Origin of the sequence: Bacillus sp. FJAT-22090 (assembly GCF_007676755.1) — a bacterium.
Lineage (GTDB): Bacteria > Bacillota > Bacilli > Bacillales_A > Planococcaceae > Psychrobacillus.
On record NZ_VEBK01000013.1, the window covers coordinates 59824 to 83277 of the forward strand.

The 23454-nt window shown below is 39.5% G+C and carries 23 protein-coding genes and 2 other annotated features; all 23 genes read left to right on the forward strand.

Going from position 1 to position 23454, the window contains the following annotated elements; genetic code table 11:
• Positions 1-2: 2 nt before the first annotated feature.
• The 23 genes from FS486_RS15490 to rpoB all read left to right on the forward strand — a co-directional run bounded on the left by FS486_RS15490 (position 3) and on the right by rpoB (position 23229).
• Positions 3-548, forward strand: a complete 546-nt coding sequence (locus tag FS486_RS15490) for a UvrB/UvrC motif-containing protein (RefSeq protein WP_144512619.1) — start codon at positions 3-5, stop codon at positions 546-548.
• The gene (gene mcsB / locus FS486_RS15495; RefSeq protein WP_144512621.1) at positions 538-1638 is read left to right on the forward strand and encodes a protein-arginine kinase McsB; all 1101 of its coding nucleotides are present in this window, start codon (positions 538-540) and stop codon (positions 1636-1638) included. The genes FS486_RS15490 and mcsB overlap by 11 nt, the downstream gene beginning before the upstream one ends.
• On the forward strand, positions 1628-4078 hold the full coding sequence (locus FS486_RS15500; protein WP_144512622.1) for an ATP-dependent Clp protease ATP-binding subunit: 2451 nt from the start codon (positions 1628-1630) through the stop codon (positions 4076-4078). The genes mcsB and FS486_RS15500 overlap by 11 nt, the downstream gene beginning before the upstream one ends.
• Before the next feature lie 56 nt (positions 4079-4134).
• Positions 4135-5505: a DNA repair protein RadA gene (gene radA / locus FS486_RS15505; protein WP_144512624.1), complete on the forward strand. Its 1371-nt coding sequence runs from the start codon at positions 4135-4137 to the stop codon at positions 5503-5505.
• 200 nt (positions 5506-5705) lie between these two features.
• On the forward strand, positions 5706-6797 hold the full coding sequence (locus FS486_RS15510) for a PIN/TRAM domain-containing protein (RefSeq protein ID WP_144512626.1): 1092 nt from the start codon (positions 5706-5708) through the stop codon (positions 6795-6797).
• A gap of 73 nt (positions 6798-6870) precedes the next feature.
• The gene (ispD, locus tag FS486_RS15515; protein WP_144512628.1) at positions 6871-7563 is read left to right on the forward strand and encodes a 2-C-methyl-D-erythritol 4-phosphate cytidylyltransferase; all 693 of its coding nucleotides are present in this window, start codon (positions 6871-6873) and stop codon (positions 7561-7563) included.
• A 1-nt stretch (position 7564) separates the two neighbouring features.
• Positions 7565-8050, forward strand: a complete 486-nt coding sequence (gene ispF / locus FS486_RS15520) for a 2-C-methyl-D-erythritol 2,4-cyclodiphosphate synthase (protein WP_144512630.1) — start codon at positions 7565-7567, stop codon at positions 8048-8050.
• 199 nt (positions 8051-8249) lie between these two features.
• Positions 8250-9713, forward strand: a complete 1464-nt coding sequence (gltX, locus tag FS486_RS15525) for a glutamate--tRNA ligase (protein ID WP_144512632.1) — start codon at positions 8250-8252, stop codon at positions 9711-9713.
• Positions 9714-9771: 58 nt separating this feature from the next.
• Positions 9772-9991 (forward strand) — a binding site (T-box leader).
• A gap of 643 nt (positions 9992-10634) precedes the next feature.
• Positions 10635-11291 (forward strand): serine O-acetyltransferase, encoded by a 657-nt coding sequence (cysE, locus tag FS486_RS15530; protein WP_144512634.1) that lies wholly within the window; start codon positions 10635-10637, stop codon positions 11289-11291.
• Complete coding sequence (gene cysS / locus FS486_RS15535; RefSeq protein ID WP_144512636.1) at positions 11288-12688, forward strand: cysteine--tRNA ligase; 1401 nt, start codon at positions 11288-11290, stop codon at positions 12686-12688. Before cysE ends, cysS begins: the two co-directional genes overlap by 4 nt.
• Before the next feature lie 60 nt (positions 12689-12748).
• On the forward strand, positions 12749-13111 hold the full coding sequence (locus FS486_RS15540) for a Mini-ribonuclease 3 (RefSeq protein ID WP_144512735.1): 363 nt from the start codon (positions 12749-12751) through the stop codon (positions 13109-13111).
• A complete protein-coding gene (rlmB, locus tag FS486_RS15545) occupies positions 13112-13873 on the forward strand; it encodes a 23S rRNA (guanosine(2251)-2'-O)-methyltransferase RlmB (protein ID WP_144512638.1) in 762 nt (253 codons plus the stop codon).
• A 4-nt stretch (positions 13874-13877) separates the two neighbouring features.
• A complete protein-coding gene (locus tag FS486_RS15550) occupies positions 13878-14387 on the forward strand; it encodes an NYN domain-containing protein (RefSeq protein WP_144512640.1) in 510 nt (169 codons plus the stop codon).
• 71 nt (positions 14388-14458) lie between these two features.
• Positions 14459-15103, forward strand: a complete 645-nt coding sequence (sigH, locus tag FS486_RS15555; protein WP_144512641.1) for an RNA polymerase sporulation sigma factor SigH — start codon at positions 14459-14461, stop codon at positions 15101-15103.
• A gap of 76 nt (positions 15104-15179) precedes the next feature.
• A complete protein-coding gene (rpmG, locus tag FS486_RS15560) occupies positions 15180-15329 on the forward strand; it encodes a 50S ribosomal protein L33 (RefSeq protein ID WP_144512643.1) in 150 nt (49 codons plus the stop codon).
• Between the two features lie 43 nt (positions 15330-15372).
• A complete protein-coding gene (gene secE, locus FS486_RS15565; protein WP_144512645.1) occupies positions 15373-15558 on the forward strand; it encodes a preprotein translocase subunit SecE in 186 nt (61 codons plus the stop codon).
• 105 nt (positions 15559-15663) lie between these two features.
• Positions 15664-16197 (forward strand): transcription termination/antitermination protein NusG, encoded by a 534-nt coding sequence (gene nusG, locus FS486_RS15570; RefSeq protein ID WP_144512647.1) that lies wholly within the window; start codon positions 15664-15666, stop codon positions 16195-16197.
• A gap of 171 nt (positions 16198-16368) precedes the next feature.
• Positions 16369-16794 carry a 50S ribosomal protein L11 gene (rplK, locus tag FS486_RS15575; protein WP_139176005.1) on the forward strand — a complete coding sequence of 142 codons (426 nt, stop codon included), beginning with the start codon at positions 16369-16371 and terminating at the stop codon, positions 16792-16794.
• A 129-nt stretch (positions 16795-16923) separates the two neighbouring features.
• Positions 16924-17616, forward strand: coding sequence for a 50S ribosomal protein L1 (gene rplA, locus FS486_RS15580; protein WP_144512648.1), 693 nt, complete (start codon positions 16924-16926; stop codon positions 17614-17616).
• 42 nt (positions 17617-17658) lie between these two features.
• Positions 17659-17801 (forward strand) — a sequence feature (ribosomal protein L10 leader region).
• 32 nt (positions 17802-17833) lie between these two features.
• Positions 17834-18334: a 50S ribosomal protein L10 gene (rplJ, locus tag FS486_RS15585; protein ID WP_144512650.1), complete on the forward strand. Its 501-nt coding sequence runs from the start codon at positions 17834-17836 to the stop codon at positions 18332-18334.
• Between the two features lie 69 nt (positions 18335-18403).
• Positions 18404-18766, forward strand: coding sequence for a 50S ribosomal protein L7/L12 (rplL, locus tag FS486_RS15590; protein ID WP_144512652.1), 363 nt, complete (start codon positions 18404-18406; stop codon positions 18764-18766).
• Between the two features lie 77 nt (positions 18767-18843).
• Positions 18844-19446 carry a class I SAM-dependent methyltransferase gene (locus FS486_RS15595; protein ID WP_144512654.1) on the forward strand — a complete coding sequence of 201 codons (603 nt, stop codon included), beginning with the start codon at positions 18844-18846 and terminating at the stop codon, positions 19444-19446.
• Between the two features lie 228 nt (positions 19447-19674).
• A complete protein-coding gene (rpoB, locus tag FS486_RS15600) occupies positions 19675-23229 on the forward strand; it encodes a DNA-directed RNA polymerase subunit beta (protein WP_144512656.1) in 3555 nt (1184 codons plus the stop codon).
• The last annotated feature ends 225 nt before the right edge of the window (positions 23230-23454 follow it).

Here is a 23454-nt window from a genome sequence, read left to right on the forward strand (position 1 = left end):
AAGTGATTTGTGAAAATTGTAAGCAAAGGCCAGCGAAAGTGACGGTTACGCAAGTGCATAACGGTGAACACTTTGAAAGACATTATTGTGAGGTCTGTGCAAACAGTCTCCACCCGTTTTATGTAGAGTATAAACAAGATCCATTATCTCTTCATCAATTATTATCGAACTGGTTCAATCATCCAGACCAACAACCAATGCAACAAAAACCAAAGAAACCCCCGCTAGAATGCGAGGAATGTGGTTGGTCCATTCAACGATTTTTAGATGAAGGAAAGTTTGGGTGTGCGTCTTGTTACGATAGTTTTAGAGGGCAACTACCGACTGTTTTGAAACGATTACACAATGGGAACACAACCCATGTTGGGAAGGCTCCTGGTGCGTTTGGTGAAAAGTTAGCATTAAAAAAACGTGTTGAAGCAATTCGCATACAGATGAAAGAAGCTATTGAAACTGAAGCATTCGAGGAAGCTGCAAAGTTAAGAGATGAGGTTAGAGAGCTGGAAGGTAAGCTTGCTTCAGGAGGTGACGAAACGCATGTCGATTGATCGTTTTTTAGACAATTCTATTTCTAGTTGGATGGCGGGGGATGGCGAACATTCAGATATTGTCATGAGCACTAGAATTCGTTTAGCAAGAAACTTGAATGGATATCGCTTTCCTCTTGCATTTACTGAAGACGAAGCGCATAAAATTGACCAATCCGTTTCGGCTACACTTTTAGATGCCAACGAGGATTTACAGATGAATTTTTCTTCTATACAAATAAAAGACCTATCGGAGTTAAGTCGCCAAGTACTTGTAGAAAAACATTTGATCAGTCCTAAATTAGCAAACTCTCCAATGACTGGTTCTGCCTTAATATCCGATGATGAGTCTGTGAGTGTAATGGTCAATGAAGAAGATCATATACGTATCCAATGCCTATTTCCAGGACTTCAAATTCAAGAAGCCTATAAACAAGCGGATACGATTGATCGAATACTAGAAAATGAATTGCCATATGCTTTTGATGAACAATTTGGCTACTTAACAAGTTGTCCAACGAATACAGGAACTGGGCTGCGAGCATCTGTCATGATGCATCTGCCTGCTTTGACAATGACAAAGCAAATGAATCGAATCATTACTATTATTTCTAGACTTGGAATGGTCGTAAGAGGAATCTATGGTGAAGGTAGTGAAGCGCTCGGAAATGTGTACCAAGTATCTAACCAAACAACACTTGGTAAATCAGAAGAAGACATAATTGCCGATCTTCAAAGCATAGCCGAACAAATTATTCAAAAAGAAAGAGAAGCAAGAGACGCACTATTAAAGCACTCGGCCAATACACTAGAGGATCGGTTATATCGTTCTTTAGGAACATTGTCATTTGCACGTATTATGGCAACAGAAGAAGCAGCGAAATGTTTATCCGACGTGCGCTTAGGAATAGATATGGGACTTATTGAAGATATAGATATGACCATTTTGAATGAATGCATGGTCTTTATGCAACCGGGGTTTTTACAGCAATATGCTGGAACAACTTTAAATACTTCTGAACGGGATACGTTTCGTGCAAAGTTGTTGAGAGAACGGCTGCAAAAGGCAGATAAAACGAAAACAAAAGGAGAGAACTCGTATGATGTTTAATCGATTTACGCAAAGATCGCAAAAGGTTTTACAATTAGCTCAAGAGGAAGCTATCCGCTTAAAGCACGAATCTATCGGCACAGAACATATATTGCTTGGTTTAATCCGAGAAGGTAGTGGTATTGCCGCAAAAGCATTAGAAGCGATTGAGGTGGATACGAAAGTTATTGAAGCGGGGATAGAAGAGTTAGTGGGCTCTGGTGCAGAAGACGTTGGTCCGATTGTCAACTACACACCACGTGCGAAAAAAGTAATCGAACTTTCTGTAGATGAGTCTCGCAAGCTAGGACACTCTTATATTGGTACAGAGCATTTATTACTCGCTCTAATCAGAGAAGGAGAAGGCGTTGCAGCGAGAGTATTAAACAACGCAGGGGTTAGCCTCAATAAAGCTCGTCAACAAGTACTTCAATTACTAGGCAGTAACGATCAGTCGCATGGAAATGCTAATAATAGCGCTGCCCCAGCAAGTACTCCTACATTAGATGGATTAGCGCGTGACTTAACACAAATTGCTAGAGAGGGTACTCTAGATCCAGTAGTTGGTCGTAGTAAAGAAATTACGCGTGTTATTGAGATTCTAGCACGTCGTACAAAAAATAATCCAGTATTAATTGGAGAGCCTGGTGTTGGGAAAACAGCTATTGCTGAAGGTCTAGCACAGCAAATTGTACAAAACGAAGTACCGGAAATCTTGCGAGATAAACGAGTAATGACGCTTGATATGGGAACAGTTGTTGCTGGTACTAAATATCGCGGGGAATTTGAAGATCGCTTGAAAAAAGTGATGGATGAAATTCGCCAAGCAGGAAATGTTATCTTATTTATCGATGAGCTTCATACCTTAATCGGTGCTGGTGGTGCTGAAGGAGCAATTGACGCTTCGAATATTTTAAAACCAGCACTTGCACGCGGGGAGATCCAATGTATTGGTGCAACGACATTAGATGAATATCGAAAATACATTGAAAAAGATGCGGCATTAGAACGACGTTTCCAACCGATTCAAGTAGATGAGCCATCGGTAGACGAGGCAATTCAAATTATATATGGTTTACGTGACCGCTACGAAGCACATCACCGAGTGAAAATTACAGATGAAGCAGTAGAAGCAGCTGTTAAAATGTCAGATCGATATATATCTGACCGCTTTTTGCCAGATAAAGCAATCGACTTGATCGATGAGGCCGGCTCTAAAGTCAGATTACGTTCTTATACAACACCTCCTAATTTAAAAGAATTAGAGGCAAAACTAGAAGCGATCCGCTCGGAGAAAAATGCCGCTGTTCAAAGTCAAGAATTTGAAAAAGCTGCTTCTTTCCGTGACAAAGAACAAAAGCTAAAAGACGAATTAGAAAAAATGAAAAACAACTGGAAAGAAAAACAAGGAAAAGAAGAGTCAGAAGTAACAGTGGAAGATATTGCAGCAGTCGTTTCTATGTGGACGGGGGTTCCGGTATCAAAATTAGCTCAAACAGAATCAGAAAAATTATTAAAACTAGAAGAAAAATTGCATGAACGAGTAATTGGTCAATCAGAAGCAGTAGATGCAATCTCTAGAGCAATTCGCCGTGCTCGTGCAGGTTTAAAAGATCCTAAACGTCCAATTGGATCATTCATTTTCCTTGGACCTACTGGTGTAGGTAAAACCGAGCTTGCCCGTGCACTTGCAGAAGTAATGTTTGGTGATGAAGATGCGATGATTCGTGTAGATATGTCTGAGTATATGGAAAAACACTCAACTTCTCGTCTTGTTGGTTCACCTCCAGGTTATGTGGGATTCGACGATGGTGGTCAACTAACAGAAAAAGTACGCCGTAAACCTTATTCTGTTGTTTTGTTAGATGAAATTGAAAAAGCACATCCAGATGTGTTTAATATCCTTCTACAAGTATTGGAAGACGGCCGACTAACAGATTCCAAAGGACGTACAGTAGACTTCCGTAATACAGTTGTCATTATGACTTCTAACGTTGGAGCAGACGCGTTAAAATATAACAAACATGTTGGGTTTAACCTACAAGAAGGTGGCAAAACGGCTTATAAAGATATGAAAGGTAAAATGCTAGAAGAATTGAAAAAAGCATTCCGTCCTGAATTCTTGAACCGTTTAGATGAAATGATTGTGTTCCACTCGCTTGAGAGAGAACATCTAAAACAAATCGTTTCACTTATGACCGAACAATTAGCAAACCGTTTGAAAGAACAAGGTATCGAGCTTGAACTCACGGAAGCGGCTCAAGAGAAAATCACGACAGAAGGATTCGATCCTGCATATGGTGCCCGTCCGTTACGTCGAGCATTACAAAAACATGTAGAAGACCGACTATCAGAAGAATTACTTAAAGGAGAAGTTCTAGCTGGTCAACACGTAGTATTTGATGTGGAAAACGACGAATTTGTCGTTCGCACAACTGCTGCAGCTGGAACAGAAAAGTAAGATTACGGGCATTCCGAACCCAGTGGACGGAATGCCCTTTTTACATAGGAGGCACCATGGCGAAGAAAAAAACGAAATTTATGTGTAATGCATGTGGTTATGAGGCCGCAAAATGGATGGGAAGATGTCCAGGATGCGGTGAATGGAACACAATGGTAGAAGAGATAGAGATTGTATCAAAAGGTCCTAAAAGATCCTTTCAACACTCTGATGGGGTTGCTCAAAAGGCAACTCCAATAATTTCAGTGGAAACAGTAGAAGAACCGCGAGTAACAACTGACTTTGGAGAGTTGAATAGGGTTCTTGGTGGGGGAATTGTACCAGGTTCTTTAGTGTTAATAGGAGGAGATCCGGGTATTGGAAAGTCGACGCTGCTTTTACAAGTTTCCGCATTACTTGCAAACAAGGGAGAACGTGTTTTATATATTTCTGGTGAGGAATCGATTCGTCAAACCAAGCTTCGTGCGGAACGTTTGGGAGTTACTTCCGCGGAGCTTTACATTTATTCGGAAACAAATTTAGAACTTATTAATGAAACAATTGATAGCGTCGAACCAAAGTTTGTTATTGTGGACTCTATTCAAACGGTGCATCATCCGGAAGTGACGAGTGCTCCAGGAAGTGTCTCACAAGTACGAGAATGTACCGCAGAGCTAATGCGGATTGCAAAGACAAAGAATGTGGCAATTTTCTTAGTTGGTCATGTAACGAAAGAAGGACAAATTGCGGGACCTCGTATATTAGAACATATGGTTGATACCGTTTTATACTTTGAAGGGGAGCGACACCATACGTACCGAATTTTAAGATCTCAAAAGAATCGGTTCGGTTCAACAAATGAGATTGCTATTTTTGAAATGGTCCAACAAGGATTAAAAGAAGTATTAAACCCTTCTGAATTATTTTTGCAGGAACGTTCCCATGGAGCTGCCGGATCAGCAATTGTTGCGTCTATGGAGGGAACACGGCCAATATTAGTTGAGATCCAAGCACTTGTTACACAATCCAGCTTTAATTATCCAAAAAGAATGGCCACGGGAATAGATCAAAATCGTGTTTCACTCCTTATGGCAGTTTTAGAGAAGCGTATGGGATTACTGCTTCAAACACAAGATGCATATATAAAGGTAGCAGGCGGAGTAAAATTAGACGAACCTGCAATCGATTTAGCCGTCCTAGTAAGTATTGTTTCTAGTTTTCGTGATACTGGAGTAGCTCCAACAGATTGTTTTATAGGTGAAGTTGGCTTAACTGGTGAAGTACGAAGAGTATCCAGAATCGAACAGCGTGTACAGGAAGCGTTCAAATTGGGCTTTAAGCGTGCAATAGTCCCTGCATCTAACTTAGGTGGTTGGGATTACCCGAAAGGAATCCAAGTAATTGGTGTAGAATCAGTAAATGAATTGATGAAAGAAGCCTTCTCATAAGTAAAAACTTATAGAAGGCATGTCAATTTCCAATATGGTGATACCTCGTTCATCTCATGGGAAGTGTCCGACTTTCATGAAAATCGCTGAATCATTTTTCTGCGTGCAGTTCGGCGCAGAAAAAGCACCACCCTATGTTGTCATAATAGACTTATGAAGAAAAAGGGAAGTATAATGGAGAATAACAGGAGGTGGAATGTTTGTTGAAATGGATTATACAAATCGCATTTGTTTTAATTGGTGGTACATTGGGTTTGTTATTTTTACCGCATTTATACGAATTCATTAATTTATCTGAAAACCCTTGGATTCATAATCCGTACGTATCCGTTTTAATTGGGGCGATTTTACTTTATGTTGCAGCCTTATTTTTAACAGATTACCTAATTAATTTTATCAAGTGGATGGAAGAACGATTATTAAAAGCACCTATTGGAGACTTGCTTTTCGGTACCCTTGGGTTAGTGATTGGGTTGGTTGTCGCCTTTTTACTTGGATCTGCTATTAATAATATTGCCTTTCTAGGTATCGATTCTATAGTGCCGGTGTTATTATCGATTGTTCTTGGTTATTTAGGTTTCCAAGTGGGGTTTAAAAAACGGGATGAATTGCTGCAAGTTTTTGCTCATTCTAAACAACAAACGGGCAAAAAGAAAGCAACAGATGAAGGGGACACACAGGCTTTAAGTTTAGGTACGTATAAGCTGCTGGATACAAGCGTAATTATCGATGGTCGTATTACAGATATTTCGGAAACAGGTTTTATCGAAGGAGTATTGGTTGTACCTCAATTTGTGCTTACGGAGCTACAGCATATTGCGGATTCTTCTGATACGCTCAAAAGAACTAGAGGTCGTCGTGGCTTGGATGTGTTGAAAAAGCTGCAGACAGAGCGTGCTTCTGCTGTGTTAATAGTAGAAGAAGACTTTGAAGATATACAAGAAGTAGATCTTAAACTTGTTCGTTTGGCGAAGAAGATGAATGGGATTGTTGTAACGAATGATTTCAATTTGAATAAAGTATGTGAGTTGCATCAAGTGCGAGTTCTTAATATTAATGACTTAGCAAATGCAGTGAAACCTGTCGTTATTCCCGGGGAAATAATGCATGTTATTGTGATTAAAGACGGGAAAGAGCATAACCAAGGCGTTGCTTATTTAGATGATGGTACGATGATTGTTGTAGAAGGTGGGAAAACGTATATTGGACAGGCGATAAATGTGGAAGTGACAAGTGTTCTGCAAACTTCTGCTGGTCGTATGATTTTTGCAAAACCACAGGATTCAAAATGAGGAGGAGGGGTTGTTTCCTAGTGCTTAGTAGGAAAACGCCCCTTTTCTATGTAATATTCGGAGGGATGTAAACGTGACATACACTGTGTTATTACCTGCTGCTGGAAGTGGAAAGAGAATGGGAGCAAGTCGAAACAAACTATTTTTAGAACTTAGAAATACACCTATATTAATACATACTTTACATGTCTTCGAACAAGATCCACAATGCAAACGAATTATATTGGCAGTGAAAAAAGAAGAACAGCTATTTATTGAAAAGTTGCTAGTAGAACATCATATCACAAAGGTTGCTGCGATTACTGAAGGGGGATCAGAGCGCCAATTCAGTGTATATGCTTGCTTAAAAGCTGCCCCTCCAGAAGGAGTTATACTTGTACATGATGCAGCAAGACCTTTCATCAAACAGGATGTCATCCACCAGCTCGTACAGTCTGCAGGAGAATTTGGAGCTGCTGTAGCGGCGGTACGAGCGAAGGACACGATGAAAAAAGTTAGTAATGGTATAATTCAAGAAACAGTAGATCGAGAAAGCCTTTGGATTATTCAAACCCCGCAAGCCTTTCAATATAGCTTATTAGAAAAAGCGGAACGATTAGCAGAACAAGAAGGCTTTTTAGGAACAGATGAGGCGATGCTTGTTGAACGATTAGGGGAGTATGTTCGTATTATAGAGAGTACATACGATAATGTGAAAATGACAACACAAGAAGACCTTCTTTTTGGAGAAGCAATTTTAACTAAACGTGAACAGGAGGAACAATGAAATGATGCGAATTGGACAAGGTTTTGATGTACATGAATTTGCGGATAATCGACCGTTAATAATAGGGGGGATTACGATCCCTTATGAAAGAGGGCTTATAGGTCATTCAGATGCTGATGTATTACTACATACAGTTACAGATGCGGCGTTGGGTGCTATTGGAGAGGGAGACATAGGAAAGCATTTCCCGGACACAGATCCTGATTTTAAAGATGCGGATTCGGCAAAATTGCTTGAGCATATTTGGAAGTTAGTGGACTCAAAAGGATATAAATTAGGTAATATTGATTGCACCATTATTGCACAAAAGCCAAAAATGGCACCGCATATTGAAAGCATTCGTGGGCGTATTTCGGAGCTTCTTCAAGCAGATATTAGTCAAGTGAATGTAAAGGCAACAACAACGGAAAAGTTAGGTTTTACGGGCCGTGAAGAAGGAATCGCTTCGATGGCGACAATATTACTTGTAAAGAAGGACGAACTTTAAAAAACACCGTAGCAGTGGTAAAATGATAAAAGTTTACACTTGATTTAGTAAAAGAGTTTCAAAACATTGCTACATTGAGTGAATCCTCTGGCAGATGGCACAGATTTTGTAGGGAGTTTATTAAGCCCGTTCAATTAAAGTCTGGACACAAATACGCCAAGGTGGATTTGAATTGAACGAAAACTAGGAGGATATAATAATGACACAAGAAGTTCGCGTACGCTACGCGCCAAGCCCTACAGGGAATTTACATATTGGGGGAGCGCGTACCGCATTATTTAACTACTTATACGCACGTCATCATAATGGAAAATTTATCGTGCGTATTGAGGATACAGATATTGAGCGTAATATCGAAGGTGGCGAGTTATCGCAACTTGAAAACTTAAAATGGTTAGGTATTGACTATGATGAGTCTGTTGATATTGGAGGCCCTTACGCACCATATCGCCAAATGGAGCGTCTAGATATTTATACTAAACATGCCGAAGAAATGTTAGAAAAAGGGCATGCCTATAAATGTTTCTGTACATCAGAGGAATTAGAAGCTGATCGTGAAGTCCAAAAAGCAAATGGGGTAGCTGCTCCTATGTATAACGGTAAATGCCGCCATTTATCTGCAGAGGAAGTACAGGCAAAAGAGGCGGAGGGGCTTCCTTACACAATTCGTATGCGCGTTCCGGAAAATGTAACATATACATTCGAGGACTTAGTTCGTGGACCGGTTTCTTTCGAATCAAAAGATGTGGGTGATTGGGTTCTTGTAAAAGCAAATGGGATCCCGACGTATAATTACGCAGTAGTACTAGACGATTATTTCATGAAAATCTCTCATGTATTCCGTGGAGAAGAGCATCTATCTAATACGCCAAAACAACTGATGATCTTTGACGTATTCGGATGGGAATACCCGAAATATGGACATATGACGTTGATTATTAATGAAAATCGTAAAAAGCTTTCTAAACGTGATGAGTCAATCATACAGTTCGTTGCCCAGTACAAAGATCTTGGTTACTTACCAGAAGCGATGTTCAACTTCTTTGCACTTTTGGGATGGTCTCCAGAAGGGGAAGAAGAAATCTTCTCAAAAGAAGAGTTTATTAACATTTTCGATGTAAACCGTTTATCTAAATCTCCGTCAATGTTCGATAAACAAAAACTGACGTGGATGAACAATCAATACATTAAACAATTACCTTTAGAAAAAGTAATAGAACTTGCTTTGCCGCATTTACAAAAAGCAGCACTTCTACCAATGGAATTATCAGCGGACCAACAAACTTGGGCAACTAATTTAATCGCACTATATCATGACCAAATGAGTTTTGGTGCAGAAATAGTAGAATTGTCATCATTGTTCTTTAACGAAGAAATTGCATATAATGAAGAAGCATCAGAGGTCCTATCAGGTGAACAGGTCCCTGAAGTAATGGCAGCTTTTAAAGTGCAATTAGAGAGTATTGAAACTTTTGAAGCTGCGGAGATCAAAGCAGCGATCAAAGCAGTTCAAAAAGAAACAGGTCATAAAGGCAAAAACTTATTCATGCCAATTCGTGTAGTGACAACTGGTCAAACACACGGTCCTGAGTTAGCAGATGCTATTAGTTTAATCGGAAAAGAAAAGGTAATCACACGAGTTGCCAAATACGCAAAACAATAAGATTGACTTTCCGCTTATAAGGTGTAAAAATGAGGGTACAATTTCCGTACGGAAGAAATAGAAAGCTGAGACGAGGAGAAGTAAATAACGCATGTTCTTTAGAGAGGACCATCACCGGCTGAAAGTGGTCTGAACGGGTGGGTTATTGAAATGCACCTCAGAGTGCCAAGCCGAACGAAGTAGTAGGCTGGACGTATCATCTGCGTTAAAGATGTCGAGTGGGAAAGGTTTAATACTTTTCCAATCAGAGTGGAACCACGCCTATTTGCGTCTCTGTCTATATGAATAGACAGAGGCGTTTTTTTATTGCTAAGAATTGGTGTAGTGATTGTTATGTGGATACTGTCTCTATAGTTACTTTTTAGGGATAATGCGTCTTAATGAAGTATCCGCTAGGATTTCCGTTGCTGTCGCCGCTCTTTCGCTCCAATCCATCAAAATTGCTAACTAAAATAGCCAATTACTCAACGCTTATTGGAGAGTAATTCCATTTTGTAAATTTGGTTGCTCTCGATGATGAATTGGTTGCTTTCCGTGCTAATCTAGTTGCTCTCGCGTCGAATTGGTTGCTCTCCATGACGATTCTGTTGCACTAAGCCATTTTTTGGATACGATTATGGGAAAACCGCTCCTTAACAGTTGGATTTAGTGCGGCGGCGTGAAACTTCTACGGAAAAAACATTAGCCGAAGACCTGCTAGCTGTGTGGGGAGGCCAAGGAAATTGGATTTTCACATACGAAAAAAAGGGATAATTTTTAGCAAGTAGATACTGGGAGATAAGCAATTTTCTTTGATTTTCTCCTCATGCGACGACTCCCGCCAGATGAGTGGGCAAATGAGCCACTCCAGCGCTCAACCTATGTTACGCATATCACCTATAAAAGACGTTTTTACTTTTAATAAAAAAGGGAGGAAATGAAATGTTTGCACGCATGAAAGAAGATATAGCAGTTGTATTTGAACAAGATCCCGCCGCAACTAGTAAACTGGAAGTTATATTAACATACGCAGGCTTACATGCAATTTGGAGTCATCGAATTGCACACGCTTTTTATAAAAAGCATTTCTTTTTTCTTGCCCGTATGATTTCTCAAATAAGCCGTTTTTTCACCGGAATCGAGATCCATCCTGGAGCGACAATTGGTAGAAGGTTCTTTATCGACCATGGTTCAGGAGTGGTGATTGGAGAAACATGTGAAATTGGAAATGACTGTACAATTTATCAAGGGGTTACTCTTGGTGGTACAGGGAAAGAAAAAGGAAAGAGACATCCGACGCTTGCAGATAATGTACTTGTTGCAACGGGAGCAAAAGTATTAGGATCCATCACAATTGGAGAAAATAGCAAAGTAGGTGCAGGTTCTGTCGTGTTAAAAGATGTACCTATGAATTCTACGGTAGTTGGTATACCGGGAGTAGTCGTCATCCAAGATGGCGTGAAGGTAAAAAGAAATTTAGATCATCAAGATTTACCAGATCCATTTGCAGACCGATGTAAACGAATGGAAGCGGAAATTTTAGCACTTCAACAAGAAGTTCATCGATTAACAAATGAAAAGGGGAGACATATGTCATGACAATTCAAATTTTTAATACGTTAAAACGTGAAAAAGAGCCATTTATCCCAATGGAAGAAGGAAAAGTAAAAATGTACGTTTGCGGACCGACTGTCTACAACTACATTCATATTGGGAATGCCCGTCCTGTTATTGTGTACGATACAGTTAGGAAGTACTTGCAATATAGAGGATATGAAGTCACTTATGTATCCAATTTTACAGATGTGGATGACAAAATTATTAAAGCGGCAAATGAGCTAGGGGAAGATGTCTCTGAATTAACTGCTCGTTTTATCAAAGCATACTTCGCAGATGTGGAGGCACTAGGCTGCAGTAAAGCGGACTCCCATCCCCGTGTAACAGATCATATGGATGAAATTATTGAGTTTATCAAAGTTTTAGAGGAAAAAGGTTACGCGTATGAATCTCAAGGAGATGTTTATTATCGTACGAGAAAGTTTGATGGCTATGGTAAACTATCCCACCAATCGGTAGATGATTTAAAAGTAGGTGCACGTATAGAAACAGGTGAAAAGAAAGAAGATGCACTGGATTTCGCACTATGGAAAGCGGCAAAAACAGGGGAAATCTTCTGGGAAAGCCCATGGGGTCAAGGACGTCCTGGATGGCATATCGAATGTTCTGTAATGGCTAGAGAAATATTGGGAGATACAATCGATATTCACGCTGGAGGACAGGATTTAACTTTCCCCCATCATGAAAATGAAATTGCGCAATCTGAGGCCAGAACGGGTAAAACATTCGCGAGATATTGGATGCACAATGGGTATATTAATATTGACAATGAAAAAATGTCTAAATCACTTGGCAATTTTGTTCTAGTAAATGATATTCGCCAACAACTTGATCCACAAGTGTTAAGACTATTCATGCTGAGCGTTCACTACCGTCACCCAATCAACTATTCAGTAGAATTAGTAGAGCAAGCGGAAGCCGGTTTAGAGCGTATTCGCACGGCATATGCAAATGTTTTACATCGATTGAATGCAACGGCTAATTTAGGAGATCATCATGATATTTGGCTGCATAAAATTGCAATGGTGCAAACGCAATTTGAAACAGCAATGGACGATGATTTCAATACAGCAAATGGTATTGCAGCAGTCTTTGAGCTATCAAAGCTTGCAAACACATATTTATTAGAAAAACAAACGGCCGAACAAGTTTTAAAACAGTTCATCGTAGTCTTTGACAAATTAACAGAAGTATTAGGTTTGACACTCCATCAGGAACATGAAGTATTGGACGAGGAAATCGATGCATTGATCGAGGAGCGGAACCAAGCAAGAAAAGATCGCAACTTCGCTCGTGCTGATGAAATAAGAGATCAATTAAAAGAAATGAATATTATGTTGGAAGATACTGCACAAGGTATCCGATGGAAAAGAGGATAACTTGTGGAAAACTTTAAATTATCAAATGTAAAACAACTAAACTCGTTAGCCTTAGCGTATATGGGAGATGCTGTGTTCGAACAAGTTGTTCGAAAGCATCTCATCCACTCGGGGCGCGTTAAACCAAATACATTGCACAGAGAAGCTACGAAATATGTATCTGCCAAAGCACAAGCAACCATCGTGCGGGAGATGTTAAATACACAATTTTTAACAGAAGAAGAGGAAGCAGTCCTTAGAAGAGGAAGAAATGCAAAATCCGGTACAGTACCAAAAAATACAGATGTTCAAACGTATCATTATAGCACAGCTTTTGAGGCGGTTATCGGAAGTTTATACTTAAGTGAGCAGAAAGAGCGTTTACAAGCAGTGCTTCAATTTGCAATTGGATTTATAGATGGTCAGAAAGGGGAGAAAAAGTAAATGGCAGAACAAACGGAGCAAACGGGTGAAATTATTGCGGGGAAAAATCCGGTAGTAGAGGCACTCCGTTCAGGAAGAGATATGAATAAAGTATGGCTTGCAGAAGGTATTCAAAAAAGTGGAGTTTCTGAAATTATTCAATTAGCAAAAGAGGCAGGAATCATCGTTCAATTTGTACCCAAAAAGAAATTAGATGGTTTAACTGATGCTAATCACCAAGGGATCGTTGCTTCTGTCGCGGCATATCGCTACGCAGATTTAGATGATTTGTTTGGACTGGCGGCAAGTAAGCAGGAAGATCCGCTTTTTATTATTTTAGATGAAATTGAGGATCCGCATAATCTTGGTTCTATTATGAGAACAGCGGATGCGGTAGGTGCTCATGGCATTATTATTCCAAAAAGAAGAGCAGTTGGACTAACAGCTGTTGTGGCAAAGGCATCTACAGGAGCTATTGAACATATTCCTGTATATCGTGCTGGTAATCTAGCGCAGACAGTGGATGAGTTGAAAGACCGAGGTGTGTGGATTGCTGGAACAGATGCACAAAAGTCAACGGATTATCGTAATATGGATGCCACTCTTCCACTTGCACTAATCATTGGAAGTGAAGGAAAAGGGATGAGTCGTTTATTGAAAGAGAAATGTGATTTTCTATATCATTTGCCAATGGTCGGTCATGTAACGAGTTTGAATGCGTCAGTAGCTGCATCGATACTTTTATACGAAGTATTACGTGTCAGAAAACCGCTAAAAGGATAAACTGATGCAAATTCTACTTGTCGATGGATATAATATCATCGGCGCATGGAACGAGTTAAGAAAGTTGAAAAATGACAAATTACTAGACGCTAGAGACCGATTGATCGAGCTAATGGCAGAGTATAAAGCATTTACAGGTATTCGAGTAATTGTTGTTTTTGACGCCCATTTAGTACCAGGTATAGAGAGTAAAGAAAAACAATATGACGTTGAAATTATTTATACACGAAAAAATGAGACAGCGGATGAACGAATTGAAAAACTTACTTTAGAACTAAGTGCTAGAAGGGTCCAAATTTACGTTGCCACTTCAGATATGACCGAGCAAAGAGTTATTTTTGGACAAGGGGCACTAAGAAAATCAGCGAGAGAATTTGAAATAGAGATGATTGCTATTTCATCGAAAATTACAAAAAAAGTGAAGAATATACAAGAAAATAAACCCTCTTCTACCATTCCTTTAACGGATGAAGTTGCAGAAATTTTCGAAAAATGGCGAAGAGGAATGAAATGATGGATTGACGCTGTAAAAATTCTTCCTGTATACTTGTGGTAAGTATTAGTAATTTAGCTGAGGTGACTTCATTGGAAAAGACAGAACAGAATCTACAACAATTGGATAGTTTACTAGATGAGGAACTTGTAGAGCTAGTTCATCAAGGGAACACTGAAGCGCTAGATTTTTTAATAACTAAATACCGTTCATTCGTTCGAATGAAAGGAAGATCCTATTTTTTAATAGGGGCAGATAAAGAAGATATTCTTCAAGAGGGCATGATCGGTTTATACAAAGCGATCCGAGATTTCAAAGAAGAGAAGTTGGCCTCTTTTCGTGCTTTTGCAGAACTATGTATCACTCGGCAAATCATTACAGCTATTAAAACTGCAACTCGTCAAAAGCATATTCCGCTAAATTCTTACGTGTCATTAGATAAACCTATCTATGATGAAGAGTCGGATCGCACACTCATGGATATGATAGCGGGTTCGGTTGTAGATGATCCGGAAGAGCTCATTATTAATCGGGAAGATTATAATTACATGGAAGGGAAGATGACCGAAATTTTAAGTGAGCTGGAGCAACAAGTACTCGCTCTCTATTTGGACGGGCAGTCTTACCAAGAAATCTCGGAAGAATTGAACCGACATGTAAAATCGATTGACAATGCGCTACAACGGGTTAAGAAAAAATTAGAGCGTTACATGGAGATTGGTAGTAATTATGTATAAACACTAACGCTTGGTTGACATGGTTTCTGTAAAATGATAATCTTGAAAAAGAATTATACGCCGAAAAGGTGAGAAGATGACAAAGAAAATTGTCTTGAGTTGTGTGCAATGTGGTCACCGGAATTATTCGGTTCCTACATCAAAAGAGAGTACATCCATACGTACAGAAAGAAAAAAGTACTGTACACATTGCAATGCACATACACTTCATAAACAAACGCTATGAGTATGAAAGTAAGATAGATTTTCCATGTGGAGGTTTAGCTAGAATGGCTAATGTAGGTGGATTTTTTAAGAATGTAATGTCTGAAATGAGAAAAGTAAGTTGGCCTAAACGTAAAGAGCTAACACGTTATACGGTAATAGTTCTTGCGACTGTTATAGTGATGGCTGTATTTTTTGGTTTAGTAGATTTAGGGATTTCAGAATTATTCCGTTGGTATCTGGATTTATAAAACGTAGCATGTTAATATTTTTTGAAAATAGCCCGTCTTTGTAAACGAACGGGTTTTTTCATTTGTCTAAAGAAAAGGAGGGAAAGGACATTTAGTCCTGAAACTATGGAGAAAAATTGGTATGTCGTTCATACTTACTCTGGGTATGAAAATAAGGTAAAAGCAAATTTAGAAAAGCGTGTTGAAACTATGGGGATGTCTGATAAAATCTTCCGAGTATTTATCCCTGAACAAGAAGAAACTGATTTTAAGGATGGGAAAAAACGCGTTGTTTTAAGAAAAACGTTCCCAGGTTACGTATTCGTGGAGTTGATTATGACTGATGATGCTTGGTATGTCGTCCGTAATACACCAGGGGTAACAGGGTTTTTAGGTTCTTCAGGCGGAGGTACAAAACCAACTCCTTTAGCTCCGGAAGAAGTGCAATCCATGTTAAAACAAATGGGTACAGACGATCGCAAAGTAGAAGTCGACTTCTCATTAGGAGAATTGGTAGAAGTACTAGAAGGTCCGTTTGCTCACTTCCAAGGAAAAGTAGAAACTATTGATACTGCTAAAGGAAAAGTGACTGTTTCTGTAGATATGTTCGGTAGAGAAACGAATATGGAATTAGACTTTGATCAAGTGACTAAAATATAATTTTGTGTATATGCTTGCAGAAGTAACAAAAAAATGGTATCATTTCAAAGGTCAGACTGAAAATACGTCTGTATTAATTTTCTAATGTTATCAGCGCAGAGCTGAGAGACAGATATTTGAGTGGGAGGGGAAACCCAATTACCACATCACGGACTTAAGGAGGTGTGTCTCGTGGCTAAAAAAGTGATTAAAGTTGTTAAATTACAAATTCCTGCTGGTAAAGCAAACCCAGCACCACCGGTTGGTCCTGCATTAGGACAAGCAGGTGTTAATATCATGGGATTCTGTAAGGAGTTCAACGCACGTACTGCAGATCAAGCAGGTCTAATCATTCCGGTTGAAATTTCTGTATTTGAAGACCGTTCTTTTACTTTCATTACAAAAACTCCGCCGGCAGCAGTGCTACTTAAAGTAGCAGCAGGTATTCAATCTGGATCAGGTGAACCGAACCGCGTAAAAGTGGCGACAGTTAAACGTGAAAAAGTTCGCGAAATCGCAGAACAAAAAATGCCAGATTTAAATGCAGCATCTGTTGAAGCAGCTATGTTGATGGTTGAAGGTACTGCACGTAGCATGGGTATTACGATCGAAGACTAATACTTAATGTGCATTTTGATATGACGCATTTGTTTTTTTGAAAGGTTGTAGTTGTTCATTAGGATAACTGCAACCTTTACACGTGGGAGGTTTATTCCGCTAAAACCACTATCAAGGAGGACATTTTAAATGGCTAACAAAGGTAAAAAATTACAAGAAGCAGCTAAATTAGTTGATAACAATACATTATACTCAGCTAAAGAGGCAATCGAGCTTGCGAAAAAAACAAGCACAGTTAATTTCGACGCAACAGTAGAAGTTGCTTTCCGTCTAGGAATCGATACACGTAAAAACGACCAACAAATCCGTGGAGCAGTTGTGCTTCCAAACGGTACTGGTAAAACTCAACGCGTATTAGTATTTGCTAAAGGTGAAAAGTTAAAAGAAGCTGAAGCTGCTGGTGCAGACTATGTAGGCGATTCAGAATACATCAACAAAATCCAACAAGGTTGGTTTGACTTCGATGTAATCGTAGCTACTCCAGACATGATGGGTGAAGTTGGTAAAATCGGTCGTGTTCTTGGACCAAAAGGTTTAATGCCAAACCCGAAAACTGGTACAGTTACATTTGACGTAACTAAAGCAATCGAAGAAATTAAAGCTGGTAAAGTTGAATACCGTGCTGACAAAGCTGGAATTATTCATGCTCCTATCGGAAAAGTTTCTTTCGAAGATGACAAATTAGTAGAAAACTTCTTGGCTGTATTTGAAGTAGTGCAAAAAGCTAAACCTGCCGCTTCAAAAGGTGTTTACATGAAGTCTGTAAATATTACAACTACTATGGGTCCAGCTGTAAAAGTTGACGCTCAATCAATTAAATAATAATTGACAACCGAAAGTTTATCTGGTAAGATGGCTTTTGTTGTGAAATATACATTTGTACCGAAGACAGTAGGAGTGACTTGTCACTTAATATCCTACCGAGGACAAGCAAATTCAGATTCTTTTAGATGATGACTTTCTGCCTCTGTGTCTACCCGTAGATCAGAGGCTTTTCTTTTGTCGGTATAAATGGCCAATTCTTATAGGAGGTGCCAAAATGAGCAAAGCAATTGAAACAAAAAAAGTGCAAGTTCAAGATATTGCAGAAAAGTTTAAAGCTGCTGCTTCAGTAGTAGTAGTTGATTACCGTGGTTTAAATGTTGCGCAAGTAACAGAATTACGTAAACAACTTCGTGAAGCTGGTGTGGAATTCAAAGTTTACAAAAACTCTCTTACACGCCGTGCTACTGAAATTGTTGGAGTTGACGGGATTAACGAACACCTTGTTGGTCCAAATGCGGTTGCATTTTCTAACGAAGACGTAATTGCACCTGCAAAAATCATTAATGATTTTGCTAAAAAGAACGAACAGCTTGAAATCAAAGCTGGTATCATCGAAGGAACTGTAGCATCTGTTGAAGATGTAAAAGCATTAGCAGAACTTCCATCACGCGACGGACTTCTTTCTATGCTTCTTTCAGTACTTCAAGCTCCAGTGCGCAACTTCGCACTTGCAACAAAAGCTGTTGCAGAGCAAAAAGAAGAACAAGGCGCATAATTCATTACGCGGCTTAACAAAAAAATGGCGAACAGCCTAAAAATTATCCAATTATAGGAGGAAATTATAATGAACAACGAACAAATCTTAGAAGCTATCAAATCAATGACAGTTCTTGAATTAAACGACCTAGTAAAAGCAATTGAAGAAGAATTCGGTGTAACAGCTGCTGCTCCAGTAGCGGTAGTTGCAGGTGGCGGTGCTGCTGCAGCTGAAGAAAAAACTGATTTTGACGTAATCCTTGCATCTGCAGGCGACCAAAAAATCAAAGTAATCAAAGTAGTTCGTGAAATCACTGGTCTTGGCTTGAAAGAAGCTAAAGAATTAGTTGACAATGCTCCAAAACCACTTAAAGAAGGCGTTTCTAAAGATGAAGCAGAAGCTTTCAAAGCACAACTTGAAGAAGTTGGCGCAGGCGTAGAAGTTAAGTAATTTTTGTACAGCATGAAGAAAAAAGCTCGTCAGTAAACGACGGGCTTTTCTTCGTATGTATTGTGGAGGGTTATTCGGTGTCTGATCATTATTATTCTAGAAAACCTCAAACGGAAAGCAAACCTCGTCATTGGAATTTCACATTGCTCGGTCATAATTTTCGATTTGAAACAGATGCTGGTGTATTTAGTAAGAGCGAAGTAGATTTTGGCTCCCGTGTATTAATCGATGCTTTTGAAGCACCTAATCTAGAAGGTGACTTTTTAGATGTAGGTTGTGGCTATGGACCGATAGGTCTTTCTATAGCGAAGGCAAATGAAGAAAGAATAGTTCATTTAGTAGATGTAAACACACGTGCAATCCAGCTTGCAGAGAAAAATGCTGCTGCTAACGGGATACAAAATGTACGAATCTATGAAAGTGATGGGTTGTCAGCAGTTACTACTGTAAACTTTGCGGCTATTATAACTAATCCACCGATTCGCGCTGGCAAAGAAACTATTTTTCGTTTTTACAAAGAGTCCTATGAGAAGTTGGTTTCAAAGGGAGAATTGTGGGTTGTGATTCAAAAGAAACAAGGGGCACCATCTACTTTCAGTTATTTAGAAGAGATTTTTGGTCAAGTAGAAGTTGTAGATAAAGCAAAAGGCTATTGGATTATAAAAGCTACAAAAGATTGACTTGACAAAATCGCTATGATATTATAATAAAATGCAAAAATATTATTTTGAGGACGTATGCCCTTTTGAATAAAATTATTGAAAATGGGTAAACTGGCCGAGAAAAAGTTTGGTTAATCGAAAAATGAGCTCTTATTAAGAACTCGTTTTCTTTTTGTCTTTCGATATCATACACTAAAATGTTCATATCGAAAAGACCTATTATCGCTTTATTGAGGGGTGAATGAGTTGACAGGTCAACTAGTTCAGTACGGACAACACCGCCAGCGCAGAAGTTTTGCGCGTATTAGTGAGGTGCTTGAACTTCCGAATCTAATCGAAATTCAAACAGCATCTTACGAATGGTTCCTTGAAGAAGGTTTACGTGAAATGTTTAAAGACATCTCACCAATCGAGGACTTTACAGGCAATCTATCACTTGAATTTGTCGACTATAGTTTGAATGAACCGAAATATTCCGTCGACGAATCGAAAGAACGTGACGCAACATATGCGGCACCACTGCGCGTAAAAGTGCGTCTCCACAACAAAGAAACGGATGAAGTGAAAGAACAGGATGTCTTCATGGGTGACTTCCCATTAATGACTGAAACCGGTACTTTCGTAATCAATGGTGCTGAGCGCGTTATCGTATCTCAGTTAGTCCGTTCACCAAGTGTTTACTTCCATGACAAAACAGACAAAAATGGTAAAAAAGGATTTGGAGCTACTGTAATTCCAAACCGCGGGGCATGGCTAGAATATGAAATTGATGCAAAAGACGTAGTATACGTTCGTATCGATCGCACTCGTAAATTACCAGTAACTGTTTTACTTCGCGCATTAGGCTTTGGATCCGATCAAGAAATCATCGATTTAATTGGTGACAATGAATATTTACGTAACACGCTTGAAAAAGATAACACGGAAACGTCTGAAAAGGCGCTACTTGAAATCTATGAACGTCTACGTCCTGGTGAACCACCAACCGTGGAAAGCGCAAAGAGCTTGTTATATTCTCGCTTCTTTGACCCAAAACGCTATGATCTAGCGAATGTTGGTCGTTATAAAATGAATAAAAAATTGCATATAAAAAATCGTCTGTTTAACCAAACAGTAGCGGAAACGTTGGTGGATCCAGAAACAGGTGAAATATTGGTAGAAGCTGGTACACTTATTGATCGTCGTGTACTCGATAAACTGATTCCTCACTTAGAAAATGGTATTGGTTTCAAAACATTATCACAAGTTGGTGGCGTTTTAGAAGACGATATTACGATTCAATCGATTAAAATATATGCACCAAATGATGAAGAACAAAAAGAGATTAATGTTATTAGTAATGCGTACGTTGAGAACGAAGTTAAAAACATTACGCCTGCAGATATAGTATCTTCTATTGGCTATTTCTTTAACTTATTATTTAACGTTGGAAACACAGATGATATTGATCATCTAGGTAACCGTCGCTTACGTTCAGTTGGAGAATTGCTTCAAAACCAGTTCCGCATCGGTCTTTCCCGTATGGAACGTGTAGTTCGTGAACGTATGTCTATTAACGACACACAATCAATTGTTCCTCAACAATTAATTAATATCCGTCCAGTTATTGCATCTATTAAAGAATTCTTTGGTAGTTCGCAGTTGTCTCAGTTCATGGACCAAACAAATCCGCTTGCTGAACTTACGCATAAACGTCGTCTATCAGCACTTGGACCGGGTGGTTTAACACGTGAGCGTGCAGGTTTCGAAGTACGTGACGTTCATTACTCCCACTATGGTCGTATGTGTCCTATTGAAACACCTGAGGGACCAAATATTGGACTTATAAACTCACTTTCAAGCTTTGCTAAAGTGAATAAATTCGGATTCATCGAAACACCATATCGACGTGTTGATCCAGAAACTGGTTTAGTAACTTCACGCATCGACTACTTAACTGCGGATGAAGAGGATAACTATGTGGTAGCACAAGCGAACTCTCCATTATCAGATGAAGGTGCCTTTTTAAATGAAGAAGTAGTTGGTCGTTTCCGTGGTGATAACACGGTGTTTAGAAAAGAACAAGTTGATTACATGGATGTATCGCCGAAGCAAGTCGTTTCTGCGGCAACAGCATGTATACCATTCTTAGAAAATGATGACTCTAACCGTGCCCTAATGGGAGCGAACATGCAACGTCAAGCGGTTCCTTTGTTAAACCCAGAAGCACCGTTTGTTGGAACTGGTATGGAACATGTAAACGCACGTGATTCTGGAGCTGCTGTTATTGCTAAGTATCACGGAATTGTAGAACATGTAGAAGCAAAAGAAATTCGTGTTCGTCGTATCGAAGAAATAGATGGAAAAGAAGTAAAAGGAGACTTAACTTCTTATAAAGTCCATAAATTCGAACGTTCTAACCATGGTACATCTATTAACCAGCGTCCAATTGTGAAGGTTGGAGATCGAGTAAAACCACTTGATATTCTTGCAGATGGACCATCTATGGAACAAGGGGAGCTTGCACTAGGACGTAACGTGCTAGTAGCTTTCATGACATGGGATGGGTACAACTATGAGGATGCTGTAATTATGAGTGAACGTCTTGTAAAAGATGATGTATACACGTCTGTGCATATTGAAGAATATGAATCAGAGTCACGTGATACGAAGCTTGGACCTGAAGAAATTACAAGAGATATTCCAAATGTCGGGGAAGATGCATTACGCAACCTAGACGATCGTGGAATTATCCGCGTAGGTGCTGAAGTTCGAGACGGTGATATTTTAGTTGGGAAAGTAACACCTAAAGGAGTTACAGAACTTACTGCCGAAGAACGTCTACTACATGCAATTTTCGGTGAAAAAGCTCGTGAAGTCCGCGATACGTCTCTACGTGTACCTCATGGTGCAGGCGGGATTGTATTAGATGTTAAAGTCTTTAACCGTGAAGATGGAGATGAATTATCACCAGGTGTTAACCAATTAGTTCGTGCTTATATCGTTCAAAAACGTAAAATCTCCGTTGGGGATAAAATGGCCGGACGTCATGGTAACAAAGGGGTTATCTCACGAATTCTTCCGGAAGAAGATATGCCATTCCTTCCTGACGGAACACCAGTAGATATCATGTTAAACCCACTTGGTGTACCTTCTCGTATGAATATTGGGCAAGTTTTAGAGCTTCACTTAGGTATGGCTTCTAGACTGCTTGGAGTTCACATGGCTTCACCAGTATTTGATGGTGCCAACGAAGAAGACGTGTGGAACACAATGGAAGAAGCAGGTCTTAACCGAGATGGTAAAACCACTTTATACGACGGGCGTTCAGGTGAACCATTTGATAACCGCGTTTCCGTCGGAATTATGTATATGATTAAACTTGCCCACATGGTAGATGACAAGTTACATGCTCGTTCTACTGGACCTTACTCACTAGTTACGCAACAACCTCTTGGAGGGAAAGCGCAATTTGGTGGACAGCGTTTCGGAGAGATGGAAGTATGGGCACTTGAAGCATACGGTGCAGCTTATACATTGCAAGAAATTTTAACAGTTAAATCCGATGATGTTGTTGGACGTGTAAAAACGTACGAAGCAATTGTTAAAGGAGAAAGTGTACCAGAACCAGGTGTTCCTGAGTCTTTCAAAGTATTGATCAAGGAATTACAAAGTTTAGGTATGGATGTTAAGATGCTAACAATAGACGAAGAAGAAATTGAGCTTCGTGATTTAGATGAAGATGACGATATTCCTGCAGCTGACGCACTTGGGATTTTGCCACAAGCAAATGAAGAAGAGGCAGTTGGAACTATAGAATAAAAAGGCCAAGTGACTATGTCGATCTGGACAGAATACATGTTACCTACAAAAAGTTGAACTTTGACTTCCATGAGGGTTGGTTATCTGAACACTACGGCTAGGCACTGGAGCTAGACAGAAATAAAAAATCGGACAGGTGATACCTGTCCGTATTTCCGTATAAAATTGCATAATGCAGAGCTACTTGGAAAGTCTTTTAAAAGACACAAGACTAAAGGGAGGTAG

Excerpts from the sequence above, each read along its gene's own strand:
- radA (WP_144512624.1), top strand. The coding sequence starts at position 4,135 with ATGGCGAAGAAAAAAACGAAATTTATGTGTAATGCATGTGGTTATGAG.
- mcsB (WP_144512621.1), top strand. The coding sequence starts at position 538 with ATGTCGATTGATCGTTTTTTAGACAATTCTATTTCTAGTTGGATGGCG.
- cysS (WP_144512636.1), top strand. The coding sequence starts at position 11,288 with ATGACAATTCAAATTTTTAATACGTTAAAACGTGAAAAAGAGCCATTT.
- FS486_RS15550 (WP_144512640.1), top strand. The coding sequence starts at position 13,878 with ATGCAAATTCTACTTGTCGATGGATATAATATCATCGGCGCATGGAAC.
- rlmB (WP_144512638.1), top strand. The coding sequence starts at position 13,112 with ATGGCAGAACAAACGGAGCAAACGGGTGAAATTATTGCGGGGAAAAAT.
- FS486_RS15540 (WP_144512735.1), top strand. The coding sequence starts at position 12,749 with ATGGGAGATGCTGTGTTCGAACAAGTTGTTCGAAAGCATCTCATCCAC.
- rplA (WP_144512648.1), top strand. The coding sequence starts at position 16,924 with ATGGCTAACAAAGGTAAAAAATTACAAGAAGCAGCTAAATTAGTTGAT.
- rpmG (WP_144512643.1), top strand. The coding sequence starts at position 15,180 with ATGACAAAGAAAATTGTCTTGAGTTGTGTGCAATGTGGTCACCGGAAT.
- rplL (WP_144512652.1), top strand. The coding sequence starts at position 18,404 with ATGAACAACGAACAAATCTTAGAAGCTATCAAATCAATGACAGTTCTT.
- secE (WP_144512645.1), top strand. The coding sequence starts at position 15,373 with ATGGCTAATGTAGGTGGATTTTTTAAGAATGTAATGTCTGAAATGAGA.
- cysE (WP_144512634.1), top strand. The coding sequence starts at position 10,635 with ATGTTTGCACGCATGAAAGAAGATATAGCAGTTGTATTTGAACAAGAT.
- nusG (WP_144512647.1), top strand. The coding sequence starts at position 15,664 with ATGGAGAAAAATTGGTATGTCGTTCATACTTACTCTGGGTATGAAAAT.
- gltX (WP_144512632.1), top strand. The coding sequence starts at position 8,250 with ATGACACAAGAAGTTCGCGTACGCTACGCGCCAAGCCCTACAGGGAAT.
- ispF (WP_144512630.1), top strand. The coding sequence starts at position 7,565 with ATGATGCGAATTGGACAAGGTTTTGATGTACATGAATTTGCGGATAAT.
- FS486_RS15500 (WP_144512622.1), top strand. The coding sequence starts at position 1,628 with ATGATGTTTAATCGATTTACGCAAAGATCGCAAAAGGTTTTACAATTA.
- rplJ (WP_144512650.1), top strand. The coding sequence starts at position 17,834 with ATGAGCAAAGCAATTGAAACAAAAAAAGTGCAAGTTCAAGATATTGCA.